Genomic DNA, 25,939 nt, shown 5'->3' with positions numbered 1-25,939 from the left:
CGCTGGGAAAGAAACACCATTCAATCCTGACTCGAGGATCGGCCGTGGTCCGACCCAGGCGTTTCGTGATGATGCGGTATCGGTTTGAAGGAATCACCCTGCAAGATGTAGCCGACGAGATATTTCTCGATCTCGACGATGGTATAGAGCGCGACGCCGAACGCAACAATCAACAGCCAGACCCCCCACGAAAGCGGGGCGGTGCCGAACAGTTGATTCATCGGCGGGGCGTGGGCAAACAGAACCTGCAAGACGAGCATCCCGATCGCGCCGCCGATGGCTGCCTTGTTGGAGAAGACACCGATCTGAAACATCGAGCGAGTCAGGGACCGGCAATTGAACAGATAAAACAGCTCTCCAATCACGAAGACACTTGCCGTGACCGTCTGGGCTTCGGCCAGCGACGCTCCCCGGAACTCGATCATCCACTCGAAGAGGCCGAAGGCACCGATCAGCAACAGGAGGCTCACAAAGGCGATCCGCTTGAGCAGGTTTTTGTTGAGGATCGAGCTTTGCGGGTCGCGGGGAGGGCGGTCCATGATCCCGCGTTCTTTCGGCTCGAAGGCCAACATCATCCCCAGCATGATGGCCGTGGTCATGTTGACCCAAAGAATTTGCACGGGAGAGATGGGCAACTTGGTGCTGAGCAGAACCGCCGCCATGATCACGAGTCCTTCCCCGCCGTTGGTCGGCAAGGTCCAGACGATGAATTTGGTGAGGTTATCGAAGACCCCTCGGCCTTCTTCGACCGCCGCTTCGATCGACGCGAAATTGTCGTCGGTCAGCACCATGTCCGACGATTCTCGGGCGACGTCAGTGCCGGCCTTGCCCATGGCCACGCCAATGTCGGCTTGCTTCAAGGCAGGGGCATCATTCACACCGTCGCCGGTCATGGCCACAACGTGACCGCTGGCCTGCAAAGCCCGGACGAGGCGAAGCTTCTGCTCGGGAGCCACCCGGGCAAAGACGGCCGTCTCATCAGCCACGTCGATGAGTTCCTCCTCGGAGTACTGGTGGAGTTCCTGGCCAGTGATTGCCCGAGGAAGGTCGAGCGAAGCGGTCGAGGACGAGGTCCCCTGCTCCAGTCCCAGCTGCCCAGCAATGGCCGAGGCGGTCAGGGCGTGGTCGCCGGTGATCATCTTGACCCGTACCCCCGCCGACTGGCACATCCGGATCGCCTCCAGGGCCTCGGGGCGCGGCGGGTCGATCATGGCCTGAAGACCGAGGAAGGTCAGTCCCGATCGCAGATCTTCGTGCTCGATCTTCGAGGTCTCGGCCGCCAGTTCCTTGCGCGCGAAGGCCAGAACGCGGAGTCCGCGCGCGGCGAGCTCGCTGACCTGAGTGTGGATCTCCTCCGCGATCAAGGGGTGAGGGCGAGCGACCGCATCCATCGCCGAGTCGCACCGCTGCAAGATCGCCTCGACCGATCCCTTGGCGTAGACCACTCGGGGCCGATCAAGCCCTTGATCGTGAAGCGTTGCCATGTACTGATGATCGGATTCAAACGGGATCGAATCGACCCGGGGATTCTCCTCGTGCAAAACCTCTGGTTTGAGGCCGGCCTTGGCGGCCACGACCAGGAGAGCTCCCTCGGTCGGATCCCCCTGAATGTCCCACCCGTGTTCCTTCTGAACCAACTGCGAGTCGTTACAAAGAGCACCGGCGCGGAGGCATTCCAACAGGGTCACTCGTCGGTGCAGGTCGTTGACCGACAGTTGCACGACTTCTGAAGGATCGAGCATCGCTTGCTCGCCGACTGGCGCCTGGATGAATCCCTCCGGATCGTAGCCGACCCCCATGACCGGGAAATGCTCTGAGGCGGCCACGATCGAGGTGACGGTCATCTGGTTCTGGGTCAACGTCCCGGTCTTGTCCGAGCAGATCACCGTCGTGCTTCCCAGGGTTTCGACCGCCGGAAGCTTGCGAATGATGGCCCGCCGCTGGGCCATCCGGCCGACGCCGATGGCCAGGATAATCGTGACCGCCGCCGGGAGTCCTTCGGGAATGGCCGCAACCGCCAGGGCCACCGACGCCATGAACAGATAGACCGGTTCCTGTCCGCGAACCAGACCGAAGGCAAAGTTGATCGCCGCCAGCGCCAGAATGATCACGACCAGGATCTTACTGAACTGTGCAATCCGCCTCGTGAGCGGAGTCTGAAGTTCCTCGACCGATGCCATGAGCTGCGAGATCCGCCCGACCTCGGTGTGGTCGCCGGTGGCCACCACCACCCCGGATCCCTGACCGAACGTTACCAGTGTCGAGGCGTACGCCATGTTCGTGCGGTCGGCCAGCGGAACGGCTTCCGGCAACGTGGCACTGGCCTTCTCCACCGGGACCGATTCGCCGGTAAACGCCGCCTCGGCGATCTGCAAATCTCGGGTGCGGAGCAATCGCAGATCGGCTGGAACCTTGTCTCCGGATTGCAGCAAGACGAGGTCACCCGGCACAATCTCGGTGGAATCGATGCGTACCTTGCGGCCGTCCCGGATCACCGTGGCTTCAGCGACCAGGGTTTTTCCCAGCGCCTCGATGGCTTTGAGAGCCTTGCCTTCCTGAACGAAGCCGACCACGGCATTGATCAGGACAACCCCGAAGATGACGGCAGCCTCGATATACTCCTCAAGCGCCAAGGTGACAATCGTTGCCACCAGCAGGATGTACACCAAGGGCTGGTGAAACTGAAGCAAGAACCGGACGAGCGGCCCTTGACCTCGGGCCGGCGTGAGGATGTTGCGACCATATCGCTGCCGACGCTCCGAGATCAGACGGTCCGCCAGACCTCGCTCGGCGTGGCTCTCCCACTGTGTGACGACCTCATTGGCAGCCAGATGATGCCACGTCTTTGGGTGTTGATCGTCCATTTTCGACCACTTTCTCGCGCGTTTCTGTCACGTTCTCTCAAGGAGAAACGCGTTCCTTCCGCGTCTCAGGTTGACCGTGCCCAATTCAATCCCATGATGATTGAGTGTAGCAAAAACCCAGGATTCTCGGGTGCATTTTCAGAGGGAAATGTCTGAGCGATCAGCCAAGATGACAACAGCATCCTCGCTGCAAGTTCGATTAGAAAAGTTATTTTACTTGCTTACATTATTTTTATGATAATTATTTTTGTCAATCATTCGCTTTTGTACTTGGAATTGGCGGCGCTACTCGGGAACAAGGAAACAAGATAATCAATGTCAACTGGCTTAACCACATGGTGATCAAATCCGGCGCTCAGAGTTCGCACTCGGTCCGCAGGCAGGTTCCGGCCGGTCACGGCGATGGAGACGACTGTCTCCAACCCTGCAATTTGCTTCAACTGGCTCAGCAGTTCCTCGCCAGTGATGTCGGGCAAGCCGAGATCGAGCAGGACGATGTCGGGTCGAAAGGTCCGAGCTAGCTCAAGCGCTGTTCCCCCGTCACCGGCCGACTGTACCTCATGGCCCGACCATTCGAGCAATCGGGAGATCACCCGACGAAGATCCGCGCTGTCATCGACCAGAAGGACCCGATGGCTGGTACGTGCCGGGGTTCGCTCGTGCTGCGAATTTCGCAACACTGATGGGTTCGCATGTTGGCCAGCGTCGTTGGGTGGCTCCTGAGGTGCGTCTCGATGCTGAGCGTACCGGGCGACCATCTCGACCAGCCGTCGGGGGTCGATCGGTTTCGGCAGATAGTCCGAGCAACCGGCCTCCAAGCATCGCTCGCGGTCGCCCCGCATGGCAGAGGCGGTTAGTGCGATGACCGGGCGACGAAATCCGTTGCGTCGAAGGCGGGCGACCGCATCGTAACCATCGACCTGAGGCATCTGCATATCGATGACCACGACGTCAAAGGTCATGCCTGTTGTTTCGGATTGGCTGATGACCTCGATGGCGTCCAGGCCGTCTTCGGCCGTTTCCACTCGGGCCCCGGCATCTTCCAGAAACATCCGGGCCAGGCTCCGAATGTCGGGACGATCATCGACGACCAGCACCCGGCCAGCTACGCGTCGAGGGGGTTCCTCAGGGCTCAGATCGCGGGCCGTCTCGGACGGCTTGCGAGGCTCGACCATTGGGACACCCGTCAGCGTTCCCGTAGCAATGGTGAAAAAGAAGCGGCTCCCGCGGGCCAGCTCACTCTCGACGGCAATGGTGCCGCCGAGCAGTTCGACGAGCCGGCGACAGATGGCCAAGCCCAGCCCCGAACCGCCGTAACGACGGGCCATCGAGCTATCAAGCTGCTCGAAGGGCCGGAAAAGCCGATGGACCTGATCGGCCGGCAAACCAATGCCGGTATCGACGATCTCGAAGCGCAATCGGGGAGACACCGGATCGTCCTCAAGTCGCACCACCATGCAGACCTCTCCCGATTCGGTGAACTTGATGGCGTTGCCGACCAGATTGACCAGGATCTGCCGTAGCCGGGTCGGGTCGCTCTCGATGGTCTGCGGCAATCGATCGGGGAAGTCGATTCGCAACTGAAGCCCTTTTTCTCGGGCCCGAACTTCCATCATCGAGTGCACATCCGCGACCAGTCGATCAGGCTCGAACCGACGCTGATCCAGGTCAAGACGTCCGGCCTCGATCCGGGATAGGTCGAGGATGTCGTTGACGATTGCCAACAGGTGCTGGCCATTGCGGCGGATCGTCTCGACGCACTGAAGATCGTCGGGATTGGAGACCTGTCGCGAGAGGACTTCGGCATAACCGAGAATGGCGGTCATCGGCGTCCGAATCTCGTGGCTCATGTTCGCCAGGAACTCACTCTTGGCACGGCTGGCCGCCTCGGCCAGATGCTTCGCCTCGGCCATCGCCTCCTCGATCGCCCGTCGCTGGCTCACATCGAGCATGGAAGCGATCATCCGAGAGGGTCGCCGCTCGTCATCGCGAGCAATGGTCCCGCGGTGGAGCAAGGTCGCATAGGAGCCGTCATTTCTGGCAAAGCGGTATTCGTCGCTCCAGGTTTCCTCGTTCTGGTCGATTGCCGCGTGAATGCTCTCGACCACCCGGCGGCGGTCTTCGGGGTGGATGCGGTCGTACCACGACTCGATCGACGTCTCCAGGTCTTCCGGTGAGCAACCCAGGTGGTGCAGGGCCGCCGGACTCCAGCTCAGACGATTGGTCGAGAGATCCCAGTCCCAGATAATGTCGTTGGTCGCCAGCGTGATCAGCCGGTATCGCTCGGCGGCCTCTTGGATCGCCCGCTCGGCATGTTTCCGCTCCGTGACATCCGTGGAAATCCCGCAAACGGCATGGATGCGGCCTTCCGCGTCGCGGAGTGGGAATTTGACCGAGAGAAAGACACGCTCCCCGAAAACGGTCGGGACAACCTCCTCGAACTCGATGGGACCGTCGGCCTCGATCACGCGTTGATCGTTCGCGCGATACGTTTCGGCGCCGGAGGCCCAATCGCCGATCTCGGCGTCGGTCTGGCCGAGCAAGACCTCGGGCTCCAAGCCAGCCAGGCCGGCGTGGTGCCGGTTGCTGAGGATGAACCGCCCTTCGAGATCCTTGGCATAGATCGCCGCCTCGGCGTTATCGATGATCGATTGAAGCAGTTCCCGGTTTTCGGCGAGCGCATGCTCGGCAAGTTTCCGCGTGGTGACATCAGCATGAGTTCCCAGGATGCGCAAAGGCCTTCCGTCTGGGGAACGCTCGACCACCCGGCCTCGGGCCAGAATCCAACGCCAGGTCCCGTCGTCGTGTTGCAGCCGAAACTCGCATTCGTAGTCCGGCGTGCGTCCCTCAAGATGCTGGTTCAGCGTGTCGATCGCCCGGTCTCGATCCTCGGGGTGGAGCCGGTATTCCCAGGATCGGACATGCGGTTCGATCTGATCAAGCTCGTAACCAAGCATTCGAGCCCACTGCCCTCCGAAGTGGACACGATCGCTGGCAAGGTCCCAGTCCCAGAACCCCAGTTCTCCGGCTTCCAGGGCCAGCAGGAGCCGCTGCTCCTGTTCCCGGAGCGCATCTTCGGCCCGATGTCGCTCTGTGATGTCGGTAAAGAGCAAGGCAACCCGGCGACGTTTCGGATCTCCGATCCGAAACGCCTCGACCTCGAACCAGCGGCCCATGACCGGGGATTCCTCGACGAAGCGTAAGGACTCCCCTGTCTCGGCAATCCGACCGTACGTCTCGATCCAGTGGTGTTCCAGGTCGGGCAGCAGTTCGAGCACCCGTTTCCCCACGGCGTTCACCAGGCCGGTGTGACGCTCAAAGGCGGGGTTTGTTTCCAGAAAGCGGTAATCGATCGGATGCCCATCGACATCGAGAATCATCTCAAGCGTGCAAAATCCTTCATCAATCGATTCAAAGAGGGTCCGGTAACGCTCCTCACTCGCGCGGAGGGCAAGTTCCGTTTGCTTGCGATCGGTCACATCGATCAAGACGCCGATCAGACGGCTGGCCTTGCCGTCCTCACCATGAATCACCTCGGCTCGCGAAGCCACCCAGACCTCGCTCCCATTGGGCCGAAGGACGCGGTATTCGATGTCATGGCCGATGCCTTGATCGACCGATCTTCGGATCGTCTCGGACACGACCGCGCGGTCGTCCGGATGAACACGACTGAGAAACTCCCGCGTTTTCGGCTGCTCCCCAGAAGCGAACCCGAAGATCCGGTGGACTCCTTCGGTCACGACCGGTGGTTCATCGAGTGACACATCGATGTCGAACGTCCCTGCATGCGCCCCCTTCAGAGCCATCCGGAACCGTTCCTCGCGTTCGAGGCGAGCCTCCTCAAGACGTTCGCGGTCAACCCGGTCGACGGCCGAGGGGATCAGATGGGTGATCCTCCCCGAGTCATCACGCAAGGGGGCGATCTGAAAGTCGATCGGCATCCGGCGGGCACCGGCCACGCGTACCGACACGTCGTACCGCACTGTTTCGCCTCGCGCGGCTCGACCACAGGCCTCCATGAGTTGCCGCTGGACCTGTTCCGAGTGGTTCCACCAGTAACAATCCCAGAATTTCTTTCCTCTCACATCCTCGATTGAAATGCCGGCGGCGCGGAGTGGGGCCTCGTTGGCCTCGATCAAGGTGCCATCAGGCTCCAGTACCCCGACGAACGCAAAGAGGTTATCGAGGACTCGTCGGGTGAACAGATCACGGTGCATCGCCTGGTCGGAGGCCCGCTTGCGATCGTCGATGTCGGTGGCTGTGGTGAACCAGTGGACGGGCCGATCCTTATGATCTCGTAACTGCTCGGTCCGGCCAAGAAACCAGCGGGCGGCGCCGTCGTGCCGGAGGAATCGGTATTCCATCTTAAACGACTCGCCCCGCTCGACCGCTCGATTCCAGCGAGCCAGGCACTCATCCCTGTCCTCCGGGTGAATCGCGCTGAGCCAGCCGAAGCCGAGAGTCTGCTCGACCGTCAGTCCGGTGAATTCGAGGAAGCGGCGGTTGATGTAATCGCAGGAGCCGTCGGCACGATGGGTCGAGACGATCTGCGGAATCGCCTCGGCAAGGACTCGGAACTGCCAATCGACGCGGCTCTCCTCCTGCGATCCGGAAGGCTGCGATCGAGTCGTCATGGAGTGGAGCCTCAGGGAAAATCACGCAACCGCCATCAACGAGCGCGAGAAGGCCCGCTGCCCCGGTCAACCTGTTCGAGCAAGGCTTTCAGATCCTCGCGACGAGAAAGGCGGTAACCGTTGATCGGATACCGCCTCGGCGTGAGCGTCTCGGCTCGGTCCCAGTTGCGCAGCGTCCTGGGAGTGACCTGGAGGAAACGAGCCGCATCCTTGTTGGTGAGGTACTCGCCGAGCGGAAGAAAGCCTGAGCGATCACGCATGGACGCAACCCTGGAAACGCTTGGAACGTAACCGCTGCCTGGTTTGGCGTCAACCGGCTGCGTCATCGCGGTGTTATTCGTCGGATCCCGCTCACGGAGGTGGGGGGCCAGCGTGGTCATTTGGGCGAGAAGCTGCACTCTGTTCGGTCGTGTTTTCGTCTTCTTCCCGCCGAGCCTTACGGCCCCCTCAGCATCGAGGGAGCCGAGAGGCGAAGCTCAGGCCGCCACGTCGGGCTGAGACTCAGCAAGGGACTGGGGCTGGGCCGCTGAGCCCGCCGCCAGCGCGGTGGCCTTGCTGGGGGGATCGAGCCGATCGGCATGTTCGAGCAGCAATCGAGCCGCGGCGCGGTAGCTCTCAGCGTCGAGCCCCCGGGCCTTCTCGATCGTCAGTTTGCTCCCCCCGGGGACGCGAAAGACCTTCGTCGTCGGGAGTCGGACGGACGCCTTGCCCCTGGAACCGGAGGCCGCCCCCCCCCTGCCCTTGCTCCTGGTCCCGGCCTTGCGAGAGGTCTGACGTCCTGTCGCGTCGTCGGCCGCATCGCGCGAAGTTCGAACCTCGGCGGCGACCTCGTCGCGGGTCAGGCCTTCAAGGGCGACCCGATCGGCCAGGGCTCGCTGGTCTTCGGGACGGTCAAGGCGGCCGATCTCGTAGGCAGTTCGAGGAGCGAGTTCCCCCTGGTCGACGCGATCGCGGAGGTCCTCCGGCAGGTCGAGCAAGCCAAGCGCGTAGACGACCTTTGCCTGGGCCATGTTCAGGGCGTCGGCCAGTTGCCGGGTGCTCCAGCCGTTGGCCTCCATCAAGGCTCGGAAGGCTGCGGCCTGCTCGACGGGTCGCAGGTCTTCCCGGACGCAGTTCTCGACGAGCTGGATCGACAGGCGATCCGAGTCGTCCGGCTTGCGGTCGAGAATCTTGCACCGCAGGGTCGTCAGCCCTGCCCGCCGGGCGGCTCGCCACCGGCGCTCTCCGGAGACGAGGACATACGACCCGAGATCCTCGGACCAGTACACGACGACGTTCTGGAGCTGTCCCCGACCTTTGAGGGAGGCCGCCAACCGATCGAGAGCCTCATCATCGAACTCGCGACGCGGCTGATCGGGATCGGAGACGATCCGATCGACCCCGATGACCGCGGCCTCCCGGTCGTTGATGACTCCTGTCATCCGAGCGCCAACAACCCCGCTTGGCGGGGCCATACCGGCTGGAGTACCGGGCGTGCGATTAAAGCCGAGGCTCGACTTCATCGACGCCCCGTACTTCGCGAGAGTCTTTTCCTTGGCCTTGTCGGCCTTCGACGGCTCGGCGCTCATCAGGCGGCCTCCTTGCTCGAAAGGTCGTCCGACTCGTCCGTGTCCGCCCTCAGGCCCAGATCGGCCAGCCTCGTGAGCAGTTCGTTGGCCACGGCGTCGATGGCTTTGGCCGCCGCGCCCCGGGCCTTGTGGTAGTGGATCGGCTTGCCGGCGGCGATTGCCTCCGGGAAGTCGGCCGATTCGGGCACGGTCGCCTCGAACAGCTCCGGGCATCCGTCGGCCAGAAGTTCGGCAAAGGTCCGGTGCATCGCCCGACGGCCGTTGAACATGGTGATCAAGACCCCGGCAACCGGAAGCGACCGACCCCAGGTCTGCTCAACCAGGGCGACCCAGTCGCGGACCTCGGCCAGCCCCTGTGCGCCGAACAGTTCGGGCATGGTCGGGATCAGGGCCGCATCGGAGGCGAGCAGCGCCGACCAGGTCGCCCGCTGGAGGTTCGGGCAGCAGTCGATGAGGGTCACGTCGAACCCTTCGGCGATCGGTCGCAGGGCGTCGCGCAGGACCGCCTGTTCGCGAGGGTCGATCAGGTGCGGGTCCGGCACGTTGAAGCTGATCGACGCGGGAGAGCCGGCCAGCAGCGCCAGGCCGTCGAAGTCGGTTGCCCGGACAAGAAGGTCTTCCGGGGTCGGGACGCCGGCGTACAGGGCATAGACGGTCGTGACCGGGTCAAGAGACCTCGCCGACTCGTCGCCGAGCAAGCCCTTGGTCAGGCTCGCCTGGGCGTCGTTGTCGACCACCAGGACCCGGAGCCCTCGCCGGGCCAGGGCTCCTCCCAGATGCATCGTGGTGCTCGACTTGCCCACGCCCCCCTTCTGATTCACCATCGCCACAATGGCCATCATGCGCTCCTTCCCTTGCTCGGGTTTCCGAAGTTGGTATCGACCGTCGCCGCGCCGCTCATGAAGTCCTTCTCCGGAAGCGCGATCACCCGGTGATCACCCCCGTTCGATCTTCCAATGACGGCTGCTCTCAGGTCCCTGGCAGTTCTCCAACTCCGCCCCTCAATCGTGACCGGAACGCGCCTTGATCACCCGGTGATCGCGCCTTGAACTCTGGTCCTGCGTGAAGCGTTTTGAACGCGGCCTGGACCATCTCACCACGAACCTGGATCCTTCTGATCACCGGGTGATCACCCTGCCTTCCTTTTGATCTCGCCATCCGCCCCCAGGGTGCGATCACCGGGTGATCGCGCCCTGGCGGGGCGATCCAGGACCGCAAAGCATTCGGGGGGAATTGCGTCTTGGAGGGGATCCAAAATGCGAGGGACTTGAGGAGGTGATCACCGGGTGATCACCTCACTGCGGGTTGAGATCACCAGCACCACCGGCGCAGGAGACAGAGCAGGGGAGTCACGCCCGTCAGGCCGTTCCGTTCACTGACCAAGACTCGCGCGTTACGTCCTGGCAACGGGAGGCCACACCAAAGGGGTGGCGGCCCCTCGGAACGCTCCTCATCATTGAGTACCGTTGTCGTTTGTCACTACGCCGGCAGGGCACGGTGAACGCAATGCCCCCTCCTTTGTGAACACAAGCGAGCCAAGTCGATGTCGCATCCCTCGGGAAAGCTGATCGTGGTCACCGGGGGAGCCGGATTCATCGGCTCCCATCTGGTCGAAGCCTTGCTGGCCGAAGGGGATCGTGTCCGGGTCGTCGACAACCTCGTGACCGGGCATCGTGGAAATCTCGAGCACCTGAAAGACGCCTTCGAATGGATCGAAGGTGATCTGGCCGACTTCGAGATCTGCCGACGAGCAGTGGAAGGGGCTGACGGGGTCCTCCATCAGGCCGCGATCCCAAGCGTTCCCCGATCCATCCGAGAACCACTCCTGTCGCATGCGAGCGGCCCGACGGCGACCCTGAACGTGCTGGAGGCCTCCCGGCTGTCCGGCACGGTGCGACGGGTGGTCTTTGCCGCCTCCAGCAGCGCCTACGGCGACACCGAGATCCTCCCGAAGCACGAAGGGATGTTCCCTCACCCTTTAAGCCCCTACGCCGCGGGGAAACTCGCAGGCGAGCACTATGTCAGCGTCTACGCGAAAACGATGGGCCTCGACGCGGTCAGCCTCCGCTACTTCAACGTATTCGGCCCCCGACAAGATCCGTCGAGCCCGTACAGCGGTGTCATCTCCCTCTTCGCGCGTGCCCTGGCCGAGGGACGAAACCCAACGATTTACGGTGATGGTCATCAGACCCGAGACTTCACCTTTGTCGCCAACGTCGTGCACGCCAACCTGCTCGCCCTGCGATCGGAGCGTCCGCTCGGTGGAGCCGTGTACAATGTTGGCACCGGACGGCGCATCAGCCTGCGCGAACTCGTCGATGACCTCAACGCCGCCCTCGGCACCGCCATCAGCCCTGAGTTTGCCCCGGCTCGCGAAGGTGACGTCCGCGACTCTCAGGCCGACCTGACCGCCATTCGCGAGGGGCTTGGCTACACGCCCATCATCGACTTTGAGGAAGGCCTTCGCAGAACCGTGGACTGGATGACCTCGACGGCGCAACGCCTCCGCTGAAACGGCAACTGCCGCCAGAGCAGGGCAAGGCAGAGCAGGCCAGGGCAGGGAAAGCCGGACCTCATCTCGGCCGCAAGAGCGGTGATCTGTGGTAGGATGGAACCGAACACCTCTGTGGGAGAAGCGACGATGCAGCCTCCATCCGCGACCGCAAAACCGACCGGCGTTACGATCCTGAGCCGTGCCCTGGAAACCAAGGGCGGTCCGGTCCCGCCCGAGGCCGCGCGATTCCTCCTCAGCCTGGAAATTCGCGACCAGGACAAACAGCGCATGCTCGACCTTCTCCAGAAGCAGCAGGAGGGACACCTCACCCGTGAGGAACGGGACGAACTTGAGTCTTACATCCAGGCTGACACCGTGCTCTCGCTGCTCAGGGCCAAGGCCATCCTCGCCCTAAAGCAGGCCGGGCAAGAGCCCTGATGCCTCATGAATGCTTCGCTCGAGCGGAACGTCAGGGAGCGAGCCAAGCACCGCTGCGAATATTGTCGGCTCCCCTCCTTCGTCTCCGAATTCACATTCCCCATCGACCACATCATCGCCCGGCAGCACGGGGGCGAGACAACCCTGGACAATCTGGCGCTCTGCTGCCCTCACTGCAATTTCCACAAAGGCCCAAACATCGCGGGGCTCGACCCGGTGAGCCGGAAATTGACCCCGTTGTTTCACCCGCGCCGGAATCGGTGGGGCTCGCACTTCGCGTGGGCAGGACCAGTCATTGTCGCCAGAACAGCCGTGGGACGGACAACGCTCCAAGTGCTCGCGATAAACCATTCAGATCGGGTCGAGCTCCGGCGACTCCTCATCGAAGCGGGGGTCTTCTGAGCGTCATCACGACGGCAAGCAGCACCGGTCTTCCCTCCTCGTTCCAAGATCAATGACGCTCAACTTGGCTCAGTGAAACCCGTGAAGGTCGGACCTCTGGACCCAACTCCGGATTTGTTCTCGGACCTGTAGTCACGATGTGACCTGATCGGCCAGTAGGGTCCGCAAGTACGGTTCTCGGATGTTGTCCCGGAAGAAGACCGCCCGGAGCGAGGCGGGGGTCATCGCCCGGTACGCCTCGGCCACTTCGGGATCGGCCGCATCGAGGGCCTGGGCGTCGATCTGGGCCCGATCGTCGGGACTCAGGGCCTCCCAGTAGCCGTCGATCGCCTGACGGGCGGCTCGCTCTTGGGAGACCCGCTCACGCTCACGGAGGCGGTCCTGGTGAGCCTGGCTGAACAGGTCCTCGGCCTCCCGACGCTTCGTCTCGCGCTCCGCCCGGGTGGCGAAACCTCGGGGCAGGGCGTAATCCTTCCGGATCGCCTCGACCAGGTAGCCCGCCGGGCTGAGGCGAATGCGGCGGTCCTCTCGTGCCACGAGCCAGTCGAGCGCCTCCATCTGACGGGCGATCGATTCGGCTGGGTACTTTTCGGCCAAGTCGACGGCCGTTGCCGCTGAGACGCCTCGGTCGATCAAGAGTTGAACGACCGGATCGGCTCCGACCTCCGAGGGAGGGACAGCGATTACCTCTTCGCGGGCTCGAGCCATCCGGATGAGCCACCTTCGCCCTTGCTTGAGAAACCGCTCGTCCGGCGGCAAGGGCTCCAAGAAGCCTACCTGTTCCAGTTCCTCGATCCCCCGGCGGAGCTTCTCCTTGATCTTGCCGGCATCGCGGTAAGTCCGGCTCAGACCGACGTGCTCGAAGGCGAAGTCCTTGAGCTCAAACTCCCACTCCGACTTGTGATAGAACCGCTTGTCGAGGAACCGGTACATCCGCCGCGCCGGGTGACTCGTGAGCCGGATGTAAAGATCGTAATCGAGCCCCTTCAGATAACCGGCCTGGCAACTCTTGAAGAATTCCCTTCCCCAGACCACCCGGCACCGTGAGGCCCGCCCCCCGGGAGCCCGGCCGTCGCCAAGTTTGTAGCTGTCGATGATGTGGAAGCCGCCGCTCGTCCAGCGCCGCCCCTCGTTGTCCCACCAGGCATTCTCATACTTCAGATAGGTACTCGCCCATCGGTCGAGCGAGGCGGTGATCCGATCGTAACTTCGCCCTTTGTCCGGCCATCCGAGCAGGTCGATCAGCTGAAGCCTTGTAAAATGCACTTCCGGTCTGGCGAAGCCGTTCTGCCGCCGGGTTAGCTGGATCAACGCCAAGATCACGTCATCGTCAATCGCCGTCGGCAGGCCGTATTCCTCCGGGGCACTGATGACCAGCCGTCGATCGATTTCCCGATTGGTCCCGGGGTCGAAGATGCGGTCGGAGTATTCAATCCGACGCTGACCCCTCGGCGCGCGGTCGGCCAAGAGCGTGATCGGGAACTCGGCGATGTTCATCTCATCCCGCCCCCCGGTTCCCCGGTCCTGGAGCACCGCCTCGATCTGCTCGTTCGGCGCCTCGTCGCGCATCGCCTGGTCCCCTTTTCTCTGAATCAATTCGGAGACAGCAACTTCTAGTTACTCAGTTACACCAGTTAAAGAGTTATAAGAGTTACCCGAAAAATAGCCTATACGCCACAATGACTTATGGCAAATTTCCTCCCTCAATGGTCGGACAACCCTCCCTCAATGGTCGGAGAGTCCTCCCCCGTTGGTCGTGAAATCCTCCCCCGTTGGTCGTGAAATCCTCCCTCATTGGTCGTGAAGGTCCTCCCTCATTGGTCGTTGTCCCTAAAACATTCCTCCCTCAATGGTCGTGAGGATCCTCCCTCAACGGTCGGATTACCCTCCCTCAATGGTCGGAGAATGCCGAGGAGGCCCCCGTTGGGAATCCTCCCTCAAGGGTCGGATCTTCTGTCGTCATCGCTCCCTCAAAGGTCGGACATGCATTGCGAAAGGTCACCAGATCGCGGCTGAACTCCTCCCTCGAAGGTCGGACAATCCTCCCCCGATGGTCGGACACACTGCGGGAATCAGGGGAGGAGTTCCTCCCTCAACGGTCGGATCTCCAGGATGGCTCTTTGTTCCCCGGAAGGCTGAAAGTCGGGGCAGGGCAGATCGGGAGACTTCCTCCCCCGGGAGTCGGATGTCAGGACGCCGGGCGAGAATGGTGGGGAGTGGCCTGGGACGGTGGCGAAGCTCTTCGCAATCCGGAGAGCGTTAAGGACAAGGCGGTGACAATGATGATCATCGCGGCAGTTGGTTCGGTGTGAAGGGCCGACGCGCCGACCTGGAGCCGCAGGAAATCGAGAAGGAGGGTGATGAGCATTCCCAGGGAAGAGGATTCCCGAATCAAGATCGCGGCCATCATTGCAAGCGATCCGAAGCCGATCACGGCAGCCAGAGTCGTGACCGGGAGGGTCGTGGCGGCGAGCAGGAGCGAAGCCGACATCAGGCCGACGATCATGGGGGGACCCCAGGTCAGTGGGAGCTGTCCTGAGGCAAACGAGCGCTGGCGTCGAATCGGGTGCAATCGATCCGTTGCCAGCTCCATCAGGCTTTGAAGAATTCCGACGCTCGAGGTTGCTAGACCCATCGCCAGGAACGCAAGGATTACTGAACCCGCGGCCGAAGGGTCATTCCACCTTCCGGAGAGGACCCAGGGGAGGAAAACCAGCAGGTTTTTCAACCAACCTGCAGGTTCCAAGGCATTGATGGCTGCGAGGAGAGGGCGTCGCGAAGGTCCGAGGAGACAAACCTCGACTGAAGGTGGGAGATGCTTTTGAAGCCGTCGCACGAGCTGGCGAGAGGGGGAGACGACATACGCGCGGCGGGCATTGCTCCAGATGACGATATCGGGAGCCGCATCGCCGAGGTAATCGAGGTGGACCAGACCACGATCACGACAGAAGGCCCGGATGGCGTTGAGCTTGCCCAAACCCTTAAGATTGCGGCCCGGCTCGGTCGCAAGCACGGCCTCGAAAAGTCCGAGGTGGTTTGCCACCGCGTCGGCCCAGGCCCGAGGGGCGGCGGTGGCGAGGACCAGGAGAGTCCCGTCGTCTCGAAGTTGCTGGATCTGCGTCAACACGGCGTCATTGTACGGCAAGGTCGTCGGATCAATGGTCACCCGACGAGCCACCTCGTCCTTCAGACCTGCCCTGCCAAGACGCAGCCACCAGAGGAGCAGGGGAGCGCACCAGGGTTTTTGCTTGATCAGGACAAACACATGCTCGAACAGCAAATCGGTTGTGACAAGACTTCCGTCGAGGTCGACAAACAGCACGCACGGCTTGCCTTGCCCATCATCTCCGGGGATGGCTACCTCCGACACGATCGCGCTCCGGATCCAGGACGATCACAATCCGATGATCTCATCGTCGTTGTTCTTCCCTGGAAGAGCAATGAACCGGTTGATTTGTTTTAAAGCCAGGATGCTTCGCGCAGGGACAGCCGGATCCCTTGAAGCAATCTGCTCAGGTAGAAAATACGCGGGCCCTCGACGACTGGAACACTCGACCTTCAGACGCACGATGGGGCTGTTCTTCAGGGGGCGGCACAGCCCGAAGGTGGGCTGAGGCAACCTCAGACATGCTGCGCTGCATCCGGGTCAGATCATCTTTGTGAGTAAAGCTCAACAAGCTTGCGAGGGTCGAGGGATCGAGCTGATAGTTCTGCCGGAGGAGGCAGATCGCCAACGCCAGCTCGAAGCGAAGAACCTCGGTATCGTCCTCAGCGTCTCGCACGGCGTTAAGTAGGGCAAGATAACGTGGACCGAAGGATTCCAGGGTGCGACCTCGAGCCGCAGTGAGAGGCTTTGATGTCGAAAGGCCCTGGGGAGGCATGGGTACGGTCCAAAAACCACCATCAGCCAGGCGAAGGGCAATCCCCTCCATGAAATCCGGGCGACGCAGCGACTTCTCGTCGAGCATGAGGTCGTTCCTCGCAAACCCTGACCGGAATGGGTGACCTGCGACGGGACATCACGTCGCAGTAGAAACCGAGGTCTTTGGGGGGGGACACGCGAGATTCGCGGCAGAATGGATACCAACTCCGAATTCGTCAACATGAAAGTCTAGAACGCAAACAGCCGTTTTGAGGTGAGTGTCCGAACGAACGGGACTCAATTCACCCGTTGGTTATTGGCAAGAGACCTTGCTCAACTCCGTACCCCAGGGACCAAATTTCGAGCGCCACCTGACCGCTTGCCATCATTTCCCCAATTTTTTTTAGGATAACAAAGCGTATCAGAGGTTGTCATGAAAAGCAGCGCCTGAATTTCTCGTTTTCAAAACTTCGCGAATTGCGAGTACCTCAAGATGGGTCGTGACGATGATTGCATCATGCGTTTCATGAGGAAAATGGTCATGGGCGACACGGAAATCGATGGCGTAGTTCAAGGGAATCATTGTATTCAATGTTTAATGATATTTCTGTTTCATGTTTTGTGAGAAAGACAACTTTTTCCCTGGATGACGTGGAGAATGGCGAGATTGATGGTGGTACTGTGTGGAATTAGTTGGCGGCTGTTTGGCGGAATCGACGTCATAATAAAACCTATTTATGGAAATGAGATATTGGTTGTTGACGTGGTGGTCTGCGGGGCGTCACAATGGCAAACCATCGGACTATTTGAGTAGAGCCCCCAACGTTTTCCCTGGTGTTGAGTACGGTCGAGTTGAGTACGGGTAAAGGTATTGAACACGGTCGAATTGATGTCGGCCCATTGCATTGAGTGCTCTCTAGCAACGCAACTGCAGCGATGATCGCTGTATGAATCACAGGGAAAGAGACATCATGGCCTAAGCTAAGGCTGTGACCGTCTCGGTGACACGGTCATGGTGCGCCTTCAATGGGGCCGGTGATCGCCGCGCAACCCACGGGCACGAAGTGTGCCCTGATGACGCGAAACTCAGACAACCTTGGGAATGCCGCCAGCGTTGAACCAGGAACCGCGTAAATCCAGGGAGTTTCACGACACCATGGAATCGAGGACGACGAGTCTTCCCATCCGCTCCTCGACGGTTGTGCCACTCCTTACCGTCCTGGGGATCAGTGCGGCGTTGGTCTGGGCCTACTTGCCGATCCTGACCATCATGGTCGACCGGTGGACCTATGACCCGCGCTACGCCCATGGCTATCTGGTGCCCGCCTTCGCCGCGGTGCTCCTCTGGTTGCGTCGCGACCGGATCAAGGAGGGCGAGCTCCGCATGAGCTGGCTGGGAGTCCCGCTGATTGGGCTAGGAGCCGGATTGAAGATCGCCGCCGGGTATGCGTACAACGACTGGCTCGATGCGGTGTCCTTGATAGTGACCATCGCCGGTGGATTCGCCCTTGTGGGTGGCCTGAAGGCCCTGCGATGGTCGTGGCCCGCAGTGGCGTTCTTGCTCTTCATGGTGCCACTGCCGTTCCGCCTGGAGATGGCCCTTGGTTGGCCATTGCAACGGCTGGCCACGATCGCGAGCACGTTTGTCTTGCAAACCGTCGGCTTTCCGGCCGTGGGGGAAGGCAACATCATCCGCATGACGCAGTCGACCCTCGGAGTGGCCGAGGCGTGCAGCGGCCTGAGCATGATGCTCCTCTTCTTCGCGCTGTCGACGGGCGTGGCAATCCTGATCGACAGGCCCTGGCTCGACAAACTCGTGATCATTGCCAGTGCGGTACCGATCGCCCTGATTGTCAACGTGGCTCGCATCACCGTGACCGGTATCCTGAGCGAGACGGTTGGCGAGGAGCTGTCCAGCTTCGTGTATCACGACCTGGCCGGCTTCCTTATGATCCCGCTGGCGTTGCTCTTGCTGGGAGTGGAACTCTGGTTTCTCTCCCACGCCTTTGTCGAGGATCACCCCGCTGATAGCCAGCGGGGGCGGCTTGCTCCGGTCGAGGTCGGTCCTGCGACGCGCACCTCGGCCGAGGCACGTAAGGAACGCCGACCCCCGCCACTGGCCCCGATTATCACCAACGCCAGCCGGCGCGATCATCCGACCTCATGAGTGAGCAAGTTCGACGAACGTTGATGAGAGAGGGAATTCGATGACCATGCCGGACGACCGCCCACCCGCGATCCCGGCCCCCCGGCCGAAATCCGATGCCCCCGCCCTGCGTTCTCAGAACTTGGCTGAGCGGGGGATGCGACCGAGCCGACCGGTGGCACCGGCGTCGACCGGGATGCCCAATGCCCTGGACCTGCTCAAGGCGTTGCGTCACCGCTGGGTCTTGGCGGTGACGCTCGGTGTTGTCTTTGCCGCCGCGGCCGCCGGGGCCTGCCTGAAGATCCTGCCGGCTCCGGAATATTCGGCCCAGGCGCTCTTGCTCGTGGCGGGACAGCAACCGCACATCATCTTCGAAACCGGCGAGGCGCAGGCGAATTTTGCAACCTATCAGCAGACCGAATTGACCTTGCTCAAGAGCCACACAATACTCAATGCCGCCCTGAATGATGAGTCGGTGACCCCGTTACAGCTCGATGAGCGATATCCCGACCCGATTGCCTGGCTCGAAGAGAAAATCCAGGCAAATTACAAGGGTGAAGTGCTCCGGATCGCCATGACCGGACCCAATCCCAATGAAGTGGCGGTGCTGGTCAATGCGGTGAGCGATGCCTATCTCCGCGAACATTTGAACAAAACCGAAACGGAACGCCGGGCTCATCACGAGCAACTGAAGGATATTTACACCGACTATCAGAAGCGGCTCGAAAGCAAGCGCAAGGAGCTCAAGGCTCTGTCAGAACAGCTCGGTTCGAACGACCGCGAGACGATTCAGTTCTCGGAACAATTGCTGCTGGAACGTCGCGAACTCGCGCTGCAAGACCTTGCCACTCTCGGTCGGGAGATCGAGCGTCTCCGGATACAAATCGCGGTTCGCGAGGAATCACCCTCCGGATCGAAACCGATGGCACGTCATGGGTCCAGCCTGCCGATCGAGGCTCAGGTGGCAGAAAATCCCACAATCGCCCAGTACGATGCTGAAATTGCCAGTCGGGTGGATCGGCTTCAGCAACAACAACGGCTGATTCGTCGGCCGAGTGATCCGGCCATCCGCCGTCTTGAACAAGACATCTCCAGGCTTCAGGAGGCACGGGAGGAATACGCGACCCAGCTCCGCATGCAGCTTGCCCAGCAGTCCCAGTCCGTTGGCTCAACCGCTGGTCACAATGACGTGAACGTCATGAAGGAACAACTACGTGTGCTCGAGGAACTGGAGCATCTGGCCCGCACACGCGTCGAGGGGATGAATGTCGAACGGCAGCAAATCAACCAGGATACCTGGATGCTCGACCAGGTCCGGGATGAGCTGGAACAGATCGACGCGAAGGCCACTCGGATTGGGAGTGAGGTCGAAGCTCTCAATGTCGAACTGAACGCTCCGGAGCGCGTGCGCCTGGCCGAGAAGGCGGAGAACCCTCGGCTTCAGGACGATAAACGACCGAAAATGGCCGGGATGGCCGGGATGGGTGCCTTTGGGATGGCCTTACTCGGGGTCGCTTTCCTCGAATACCGCACCCGTCGGATTCACACGGTTGACGCGATCATGGGCGAACTGCAGCTCCGGTTGGTTGGAGCCCTGCCAGCCTTGCCGGCACGCCGACGACAAGCCGCATTTGCTGAAGAAGAGTCGAGCACGCGGTGGCGGAGCATGTTGCTGGAGTCGGTCGACGCCATGCGGACCCTGTTGCTGCGGGCGTCGGCGACCGACTCGGTCCGATCGGTCATGATCACCAGCGCCGTAGCGGCCGAAGGGAAGACCTCACTGGCCAGCCACCTGGCCACAAGCCTGGCCCGGGCCGGTCGCCGGACCTTGCTGGTCGACTGTGATTTGCGGAAGCCCGATGTCCATCGGCTCTTCGACATTGCCGAGGCACCCGGCCTGAGTGAGTTCCTGCGAGGAGAAGCCGATGTTGAGGCCGCCATTCACCCCTCGCCGGCGGTCGATCTCTGGATCATGCCCGCCGGCGCGGTGGATGAGCGGTCCATCCAGGCCCTCTCCCAACCCAGGGCCGAGGCGGTTTTCCGCCAGCTCCGTGAGCAGTTCGACTTCGTGGTCGTCGATACCGCCCCCGTTATACCCGTGGCCGACGCCCTGCTGGTGGGTCAGAACGTCGATGGAGCGATCTACTCGGTCCTTCGTAGTGCGAGCCGCGTTCCCAAGGTCCAGGCCGCCGTCGATAGACTCCGATCGGTGGGCATTCCGATCTTCGGCGCAGTGATGACGGGAGTCCAGGGAGACCTGTACGGGTCTCAATATGCGTATTCCTACAGCTACGGCTCAGGTGCGTCAGGCTCGACCACAAGCCAGGGCGCTGCCTCGGCAGGATGAGCATGCTCCGATTGAGTCGCCTCTGGGAGTCCGTCATGCGTTTCCTCGCGTTCCCAATTGCAGTGATCCTCATCGTACTGGCCGGTTGGGCTCATGGCGATCTGAGTGGTCGCTGGGGAGCCTCGCAAGAGCTCCAGCAGGCGGTGGATCGGCTCCAGGGAATCGATCAAACGATCGGCTCATGGCAGGCGTACGACTTCGAACTCGATCCTCAGGCAGTCCAGATTGGTGAAATTGCCGGCTATGTCGTCCGTCGCTACGCGAATGCCGCGGGCCAGACCTACACGGTGATGCTCGTCTGCGGTCGACCCGGTCCGATCGCCGCGCATACCCCCGAATGGTGCTACGGAGGGGCAGGGTTTCACGCCGAATCGGCCAACCTGACGGAACAACTCGAGCTCGGCGCGAACCAGACGGCGAACTTCTGGCGGAATCTGTTCGTCAAGGAGCAGGCGGCCGTTCCCGAGCGCCTCGAAATTTGCTGGGCCTGGAATGCCGGTGACGGTTGGCAGGCCCCCGAGAACCCTCGCCTCGCCTATGCTCCCCAACGGCATCTTTACAAGCTCTATGTGGTGCGAGATGCGTCGGCCGATGAAGACGGCAGCGAGCAAGCGAGCCAACGAATGGAATTCATGAAAGAGCTCATTCCTGTCGTTGACGCAGCGCTTTTTGATCAGGAGAAATCATAATGACCTGATAGCTTCTAGTGTGCGTGTTCGTGCCGCTAATATGAGTTGAGACTCGAATCCTAGAATAAAACCCCTGTGCCCAGCAGGCTTCGGAGGGATGTTGATGAAAAACGATGATGCCCAGAAGAGCAATGTCTTCGAGATCCGATCCTCGGAATTCGACACGATCCAGGTCCCGTCTGCGGGATGGTATCAGGTGTTTCGGCGACTGCTCGATGTTGTGCTGACGCTTCTTCTGCTGATTCCGGCGATTCCGATCATGCTCGTGGCGATGCTGGGCGTTCGCCTGACCTCGCGCGGCCCGGTGATTTATACGCAAACCCGTCTTGGCCAGGGCGGTCGTCCGTTCACGATCTACAAGATTCGAACCATGTATGACCGCTGCGAGGACGAAACCGGCCCGCGTTGGAGCGATGTCCGCGGCGATGTCCGGGTCACTCCGATCGGGGTCTATCTCCGAAAACTCAAGATCGACGAGTTACCCCAGATCTGGAACGTCTTCCGCGGTGAGATGAGCCTGGTTGGGCCTCGGCCGGAACGCCCCGAAATCGTGGCCACGCTGGAGGAGGTGATCCCCCATTATGGCCAGCGTCTTCTGGTCCGCCCTGGTCTGACCGGCCTTGCTCAGGTCCAACTGCCGCCGGACACCGATCTTGAGAGTGTTCGCCGCAAGCTTGCCTGTGATCTGTACTACATCCAGCATGTCAGCCTTGCCATGGATCTGGGAATCCTGCTGGGAACGGCCAATTATCTGGCGGGCGTTCCGTTCTGGGTCTCGAAGACCCTGCTCCGGGTTCCCAGCCAGGAGATCGCCGAGCGTTCCTATCGGGGGCTCGTCGAGTCTACCCCGGAGCCCCATCCGGCCTGATCAAGGGATGGTGTGGGTACCCGTAATTGGGGATTGCATGACGTGACGCTCCACGTGGAATCAACACCCGCAGTCCCCGAAACCGCCCAGCATGCTCCAGCACTCCTCTATGTGACGCATCGGGTGCCGTATCCCCCGGACAAGGGGGATCGCATCCGCAACTATCACCTGCTCCGATTTCTTGCCCGACACTCTCGTGTTCATCTCGCGACGCTTGCCGATGAACCGGTTACTGCCTCAACTACCAAGGCGCTAGAACATCTCTGTCATCGCGTCGCGATCGTCCCTCTTGGTCGCTGGACGCGTCGCGCTCAGATCGCATTGTCAATGCTCAGCGGTCGGACCGCCTCAGAGGGGGCATTCGCCTCGACCCAGTTACGAACAGTTCTCCGCGATTGGGGCCGCCAAACACGATTTCAAGCCGTTCTGGCATCCGCCTCGAGCGTCGCGCCTTACCTTCGACTCCCAGAATTCCGAGACGTTCCGGCGATCGTCGATCTGGTCGATGTCGACAGTCAAAAATGGCTCGACTACGCCGAGGCGGGGCGAGGCGTTCGCGCATGGCTCTATCGACTGGAAGGGGATCGTGTCCGCCGCCTGGAGCGTTCCCTCCCGCGCTGGGCCCGGGCCGTCACGCTGGTTAGCGAAGCCGAAGCTGCCCTCTATCGGCGACTGCAGCCCGAAGGCGACGGTGCTGTCCTAGCCGTCACCAACGGGGTCGATCTCTCGTATTTCCAGCCCTCTTCTGAACCATCGGACCCCTCCCGATGTGTCTTCGTGGGGGCCCTGGATTACCGTCCGAATATCGACGGCATCCGCTGGTTCTGCCGGGAGGTCTGGCCCAGCGTCTTGCGACGACATCCCGCAGCCCGTCTCGCGCTCGTGGGTCGTAATCCCGGAGCTGAGGTGGTGCGACTCGCCGAGATTCCAGGAGTCGAGCTCATCGGCTCTGTCCCGGATGTTCGTCCGCACCTCGCTCGAAGCGCCGTCGTGGTGGCACCGTTGCTCATGGCTCGAGGGGTGCAAAACAAGGTTCTGGAAGCAATGGCCATGAGCAAGCCCGTGGTGGCGTCTTCCCAGGCGATCGATGGCTTGGCGGTGGAACCGGGAACGCATCTGCTCGAAGCCGCGACCCCCGCGCAGTGGACCGAGCATCTGAGCCGCTTGCTCTCCCGCGAGGATTGTCGCCAGTCACTCGGCGCCGCCGGCCGTCGTTATGTGGAGGAGACGCATCGCTGGGAGCATTGCCTCAATGCGTTCTCCACACTCCTGGATCCGAGTGACGTAGCATCGCGGTTGTGAGCGTCACGACGGCAATCACGGACAGCCATTCATCCCAGGACACTTGATTGAGCGACGCCGAGCATCGGACCGGAGGAGTTGTGAGCACGACGACTGAGCTTCTACGAGAGAACGATCTGCCGACCCACGCCTCCGTAGAACCCGAGCACGAACCCCCCGTCACGGTCATCACGCGGCGGCCTGGTTGGCAGATTGTCGATTTCGCCGAACTCTGGCGTTACCGCGAGTTGCTCTACTTCCTGACCTGGCGCGATGTCAAGGTCCGCTACAAGCAAACGGTGCTCGGCGCGGCCTGGGCGATCATCCAGCCCCTGGCCACGATGGTCGTCTTTAGCCTCTTCCTCGGGCGAGTTGCCGCCGAGGCCTCCTCCGGCATCCCGTATCCCCTCTTCGTCCTGGCGGGCCTGGTTCCCTGGACGTTTTTCTCCAATGCCATGAGCACCGCAGGTCAGAGCGTGGTCGGCAATCAGAACCTCGTCACGAAGGTCTACTTCCCCCGTCTCTTTATTCCCATGGGAGCCGTCGGGGCAGGGGCCGTGGACTTCGTGATCAGCTTCGGCCTGGTCCTCCTCGCCATGCTGTGCTTCGGCATGCTGCCTGGCTGGAACATCCTGCTGGTCCCTCTGTTGTTCCTCGGCCTCATGATCGCCGCTCTCGGCGTGGGAACACTGCTGTCCGCCTTGACGGTGGCCTACCGCGACTTTCGCTACGTTGTTCCCTTCATGGTCCAGCTCTGGATGTTCGCCACCCCGAGCATCTATTTGCAGGCCGATTCCGAGCTCGGCTCGCTCAGCCACCTTGTGCTCCCCCTGAATCCCGCCTACGGCCTGATCGCCAACTTCCGAGTTGCCGTGCTGGGAGGCAATTTCGATTTCTACTCCCTGGCCGTCTCCGGCGCGGTGAGCCTGATCTTCCTGGTGGTCGGATGCCTTTACTTCCGAAGGGTTGAGCGGAGCTTTGCGGATATTATCTGAGGCCCATCTCTTGGCAAGGGATTCGCATCGATGAAGGGCCTGATCTTCACCTTGCTACTGACCTACGGTGGAGCGGCGACCTCGCTGTTCAAGCCTTTCATCGGATTGCTTGTTTATATCGCGTTCGCCATCCTCAGGCCCGATTACCTTTGGGCCCACTCCCTGCCGCAAGGGGGGCGATACAGTCTGGTCGTGGCGCTGGGATTGCTCATGGGATGGACCCTCCATGGCTTCGGGTCGTGGTCATTCGGGCGGGCCAAGGGGGTCGTGACGGCGATGCTCGGCTTCTGGGTTTGCCTGGTGATCGCAGGATCAGCGTGCTCCAATCCGGACCATGCCTGGCGATTCATGGTCGAACCATTGTCAAAGGTCCTCTTGCCCTGTCTGGCGGCAATCACCCTGATCGACTCGCTCGAGAAGCTGAAGCAAGTCACCTGGGTCATGGCGATTTGTCTGGGCTACCTCGCACTCGAGTTCAACCAGCAATACTATCAAGGCCAAATCAATCCCAATGAATGGAATTTCGGAGGGGCGGGGGACAATAACTTTATCGCGCTCTATATGGTGATCGGCACAGCCATGGCCTTCTTCCTGGGGCTGGAGTCGAAGGTTCGATGGCAGAAGCTGCTCGCCTTCGGAATGATGCCGCTGATGGCCCACGTTGTCTTGTTCTCGATGTCACGAGGGGGCATGCTCGCCCTGGCTGTGGTCGGCTTGGTGAGCTTCCTCATCATCCCTAAGCGGCCGATCCATTATGGAGTCTTTTTCCTGAGCATCCTGATTGTCCTGGGGCTCGCCGGGCCTTCGGTCCAGGAAGAATTCGCGACGATCTTCGTGGGTGACGAGAACCTCGATGAATCCGCCAAGAGCCGGATCGATCATTGGAAGGCGTGTATTGATGCGATGGTCAGTGATCCGCTGACCGGCATTGGCCCCGCCCACTTCACGTTGTATGCCCATGAGTTTGGCTTCACCGAAGGCAAGATGGCCCATACCACCTGGGTCCTTTATGGAGCTGAGCTGGGCGCACCCGCCATGCTGTTCATCCTTAGCTTCTATGGACTCTGTATCGTCCGGCTCTGGCCCTACACCCGAACCGGAGCCTTCGTCCCTGATCCCTGGTATGCGGGCTTAGCCCGGATGGTGATCGCTTCTCTTACCGGTTTCATCATCGCAGCCCAGTTCCTGCCCTCGACCGGAGTCGAGCCGCCCTTTTATGTCGCGATCATCGGCGCGGGTGTCTTGAAGCTGGTCTCGCTGCATCGCTGGGACGAAGAAGGTGCCCCGTACATCTCCGAGGCGCCATCAGAAGCCGACGAAGTCGATGTGACCACCTGAACCCGGAACGAGA

18 protein-coding genes are annotated in these 25,939 nt (G+C 61.3%); 10 read left to right on the top strand and 8 right to left on the bottom strand.

All coding sequences use genetic code 11. The features are described from left to right. Positions 1 to 20 precede the first annotated feature (20 nt). The 5 genes from HG800_RS20750 to HG800_RS20730 form a co-directional block, all read right to left on the bottom strand. Positions 21 to 2,864 carry a cation-transporting P-type ATPase gene (locus tag HG800_RS20750; RefSeq protein WP_169979058.1) on the bottom strand — a complete coding sequence of 948 codons (2,844 nt, stop codon included), beginning with the start codon at positions 2,862 to 2,864 and terminating at the stop codon, positions 21 to 23. Positions 2,865 to 3,118: 254 nt separating this feature from the next. Beyond that, complete coding sequence (locus HG800_RS20745) at positions 3,119 to 7,498, bottom strand: PAS domain S-box protein (protein WP_169979056.1); 4,380 nt, start codon at positions 7,496 to 7,498, stop codon at positions 3,119 to 3,121. Between the two features lie 35 nt (positions 7,499 to 7,533). Further along, positions 7,534 to 7,824: a MerR family DNA-binding transcriptional regulator gene (locus tag HG800_RS20740; protein ID WP_206352377.1), complete on the bottom strand. Its 291-nt coding sequence runs from the start codon at positions 7,822 to 7,824 to the stop codon at positions 7,534 to 7,536. 150 nt (positions 7,825 to 7,974) lie between these two features. After that, a complete protein-coding gene (locus HG800_RS20735; protein ID WP_169979055.1) occupies positions 7,975 to 9,066 on the bottom strand; it encodes a ParB/RepB/Spo0J family partition protein in 1,092 nt (363 codons plus the stop codon). After that, positions 9,066 to 9,908, bottom strand: coding sequence for a ParA family protein (locus tag HG800_RS20730; RefSeq protein ID WP_169979054.1), 843 nt, complete (start codon positions 9,906 to 9,908; stop codon positions 9,066 to 9,068). Before HG800_RS20730 ends, HG800_RS20735 begins: the two co-directional genes overlap by 1 nt. A gap of 701 nt (positions 9,909 to 10,609) precedes the next feature. On the opposite strand from HG800_RS20730, the gene HG800_RS20725 reads away from it, so the two are divergent. The 3 genes from HG800_RS20725 (at position 10,610) to HG800_RS20715 (ending at position 12,400) form a co-directional block, all read left to right on the top strand. After that, complete coding sequence (locus tag HG800_RS20725; RefSeq protein ID WP_169979053.1) at positions 10,610 to 11,578, top strand: SDR family oxidoreductase; 969 nt, start codon at positions 10,610 to 10,612, stop codon at positions 11,576 to 11,578. Between the two features lie 129 nt (positions 11,579 to 11,707). Beyond that, on the top strand, positions 11,708 to 11,998 hold the full coding sequence (locus HG800_RS20720; protein WP_169979051.1) for a hypothetical protein: 291 nt from the start codon (positions 11,708 to 11,710) through the stop codon (positions 11,996 to 11,998). A gap of 6 nt (positions 11,999 to 12,004) precedes the next feature. Then, complete coding sequence (locus HG800_RS20715) at positions 12,005 to 12,400, top strand: HNH endonuclease (protein ID WP_169979049.1); 396 nt, start codon at positions 12,005 to 12,007, stop codon at positions 12,398 to 12,400. A gap of 132 nt (positions 12,401 to 12,532) precedes the next feature. Here HG800_RS20715 and HG800_RS20710 read toward each other — a convergent pair whose 3' ends face one another. The 3 genes from HG800_RS20710 to HG800_RS20700 all read right to left on the bottom strand — a co-directional run bounded on the left by HG800_RS20710 (position 12,533) and on the right by HG800_RS20700 (position 16,368). Then, positions 12,533 to 13,969, bottom strand: coding sequence for a replication initiator protein A (locus HG800_RS20710; RefSeq protein WP_169979047.1), 1,437 nt, complete (start codon positions 13,967 to 13,969; stop codon positions 12,533 to 12,535). A gap of 619 nt (positions 13,970 to 14,588) precedes the next feature. Continuing rightward, positions 14,589 to 15,770, bottom strand: coding sequence for a haloacid dehalogenase-like hydrolase (locus HG800_RS20705; protein ID WP_169979045.1), 1,182 nt, complete (start codon positions 15,768 to 15,770; stop codon positions 14,589 to 14,591). A gap of 142 nt (positions 15,771 to 15,912) precedes the next feature. Next, positions 15,913 to 16,368 (bottom strand): hypothetical protein, encoded by a 456-nt coding sequence (locus HG800_RS20700; protein ID WP_169979043.1) that lies wholly within the window; start codon positions 16,366 to 16,368, stop codon positions 15,913 to 15,915. A gap of 1,050 nt (positions 16,369 to 17,418) precedes the next feature. On the opposite strand from HG800_RS20700, the gene HG800_RS20695 reads away from it, so the two are divergent. The 7 genes from HG800_RS20695 (at position 17,419) to HG800_RS20665 (ending at position 25,926) form a co-directional block, all read left to right on the top strand. Continuing rightward, a complete protein-coding gene (locus HG800_RS20695) occupies positions 17,419 to 18,429 on the top strand; it encodes an exosortase/archaeosortase family protein (RefSeq protein WP_169979041.1) in 1,011 nt (336 codons plus the stop codon). 136 nt (positions 18,430 to 18,565) lie between these two features. Next, the gene (locus HG800_RS20690; protein ID WP_169979039.1) at positions 18,566 to 20,755 is read left to right on the top strand and encodes a polysaccharide biosynthesis tyrosine autokinase; all 2,190 of its coding nucleotides are present in this window, start codon (positions 18,566 to 18,568) and stop codon (positions 20,753 to 20,755) included. A gap of 35 nt (positions 20,756 to 20,790) precedes the next feature. After that, entirely contained in the window at positions 20,791 to 21,444 is a 654-nt protein-coding gene (locus HG800_RS20685; protein ID WP_169979037.1) for an exosortase-associated EpsI family protein, read from the top strand. Positions 21,445 to 21,547: 103 nt separating this feature from the next. Next, positions 21,548 to 22,312 carry a sugar transferase gene (locus HG800_RS20680; RefSeq protein WP_169979035.1) on the top strand — a complete coding sequence of 255 codons (765 nt, stop codon included), beginning with the start codon at positions 21,548 to 21,550 and terminating at the stop codon, positions 22,310 to 22,312. A gap of 42 nt (positions 22,313 to 22,354) precedes the next feature. Continuing rightward, positions 22,355 to 23,614: a TIGR03087 family PEP-CTERM/XrtA system glycosyltransferase gene (locus tag HG800_RS20675; RefSeq protein ID WP_169979033.1), complete on the top strand. Its 1,260-nt coding sequence runs from the start codon at positions 22,355 to 22,357 to the stop codon at positions 23,612 to 23,614. 80 nt (positions 23,615 to 23,694) lie between these two features. After that, positions 23,695 to 24,588, top strand: coding sequence for an ABC transporter permease (locus HG800_RS20670; protein ID WP_169979030.1), 894 nt, complete (start codon positions 23,695 to 23,697; stop codon positions 24,586 to 24,588). Between the two features lie 30 nt (positions 24,589 to 24,618). Then, on the top strand, positions 24,619 to 25,926 hold the full coding sequence (locus HG800_RS20665) for an O-antigen ligase family protein (RefSeq protein ID WP_169979028.1): 1,308 nt from the start codon (positions 24,619 to 24,621) through the stop codon (positions 25,924 to 25,926). The last annotated feature ends 13 nt before the right edge of the window (positions 25,927 to 25,939 follow it).

This window comes from Tautonia rosea, assembly GCF_012958305.1.
Lineage (GTDB): Bacteria > Planctomycetota > Planctomycetia > Isosphaerales > Isosphaeraceae > Tautonia > Tautonia rosea.
This window is presented reverse-complemented; position numbering and strand designations above follow the sequence as displayed.

Bases quoted from the DNA above. Each gene is read 5' to 3' on its own strand.
- HG800_RS20750 (WP_169979058.1), bottom strand. From the start codon at position 2,864: ATGGACGATCAACACCCAAAGACGTGGCATCATCTGGCTGCCAATGAG.
- HG800_RS20745 (WP_169979056.1), bottom strand. From the start codon at position 7,498: ATGACGACTCGATCGCAGCCTTCCGGATCGCAGGAGGAGAGCCGCGTC.
- HG800_RS20740 (WP_206352377.1), bottom strand. From the start codon at position 7,824: ATGACGCAGCCGGTTGACGCCAAACCAGGCAGCGGTTACGTTCCAAGC.
- HG800_RS20735 (WP_169979055.1), bottom strand. From the start codon at position 9,066: ATGAGCGCCGAGCCGTCGAAGGCCGACAAGGCCAAGGAAAAGACTCTC.
- HG800_RS20730 (WP_169979054.1), bottom strand. From the start codon at position 9,908: ATGATGGCCATTGTGGCGATGGTGAATCAGAAGGGGGGCGTGGGCAAG.
- HG800_RS20725 (WP_169979053.1), top strand. From the start codon at position 10,610: ATGTCGCATCCCTCGGGAAAGCTGATCGTGGTCACCGGGGGAGCCGGA.
- HG800_RS20720 (WP_169979051.1), top strand. From the start codon at position 11,708: ATGCAGCCTCCATCCGCGACCGCAAAACCGACCGGCGTTACGATCCTG.
- HG800_RS20715 (WP_169979049.1), top strand. From the start codon at position 12,005: ATGAATGCTTCGCTCGAGCGGAACGTCAGGGAGCGAGCCAAGCACCGC.
- HG800_RS20710 (WP_169979047.1), bottom strand. From the start codon at position 13,969: ATGCGCGACGAGGCGCCGAACGAGCAGATCGAGGCGGTGCTCCAGGAC.
- HG800_RS20700 (WP_169979043.1), bottom strand. From the start codon at position 16,368: ATGCTCGACGAGAAGTCGCTGCGTCGCCCGGATTTCATGGAGGGGATT.
- HG800_RS20695 (WP_169979041.1), top strand. From the start codon at position 17,419: ATGGAATCGAGGACGACGAGTCTTCCCATCCGCTCCTCGACGGTTGTG.
- HG800_RS20690 (WP_169979039.1), top strand. From the start codon at position 18,566: ATGCGACCGAGCCGACCGGTGGCACCGGCGTCGACCGGGATGCCCAAT.
- HG800_RS20685 (WP_169979037.1), top strand. From the start codon at position 20,791: ATGCGTTTCCTCGCGTTCCCAATTGCAGTGATCCTCATCGTACTGGCC.
- HG800_RS20680 (WP_169979035.1), top strand. From the start codon at position 21,548: ATGAAAAACGATGATGCCCAGAAGAGCAATGTCTTCGAGATCCGATCC.
- HG800_RS20665 (WP_169979028.1), top strand. From the start codon at position 24,619: ATGAAGGGCCTGATCTTCACCTTGCTACTGACCTACGGTGGAGCGGCG.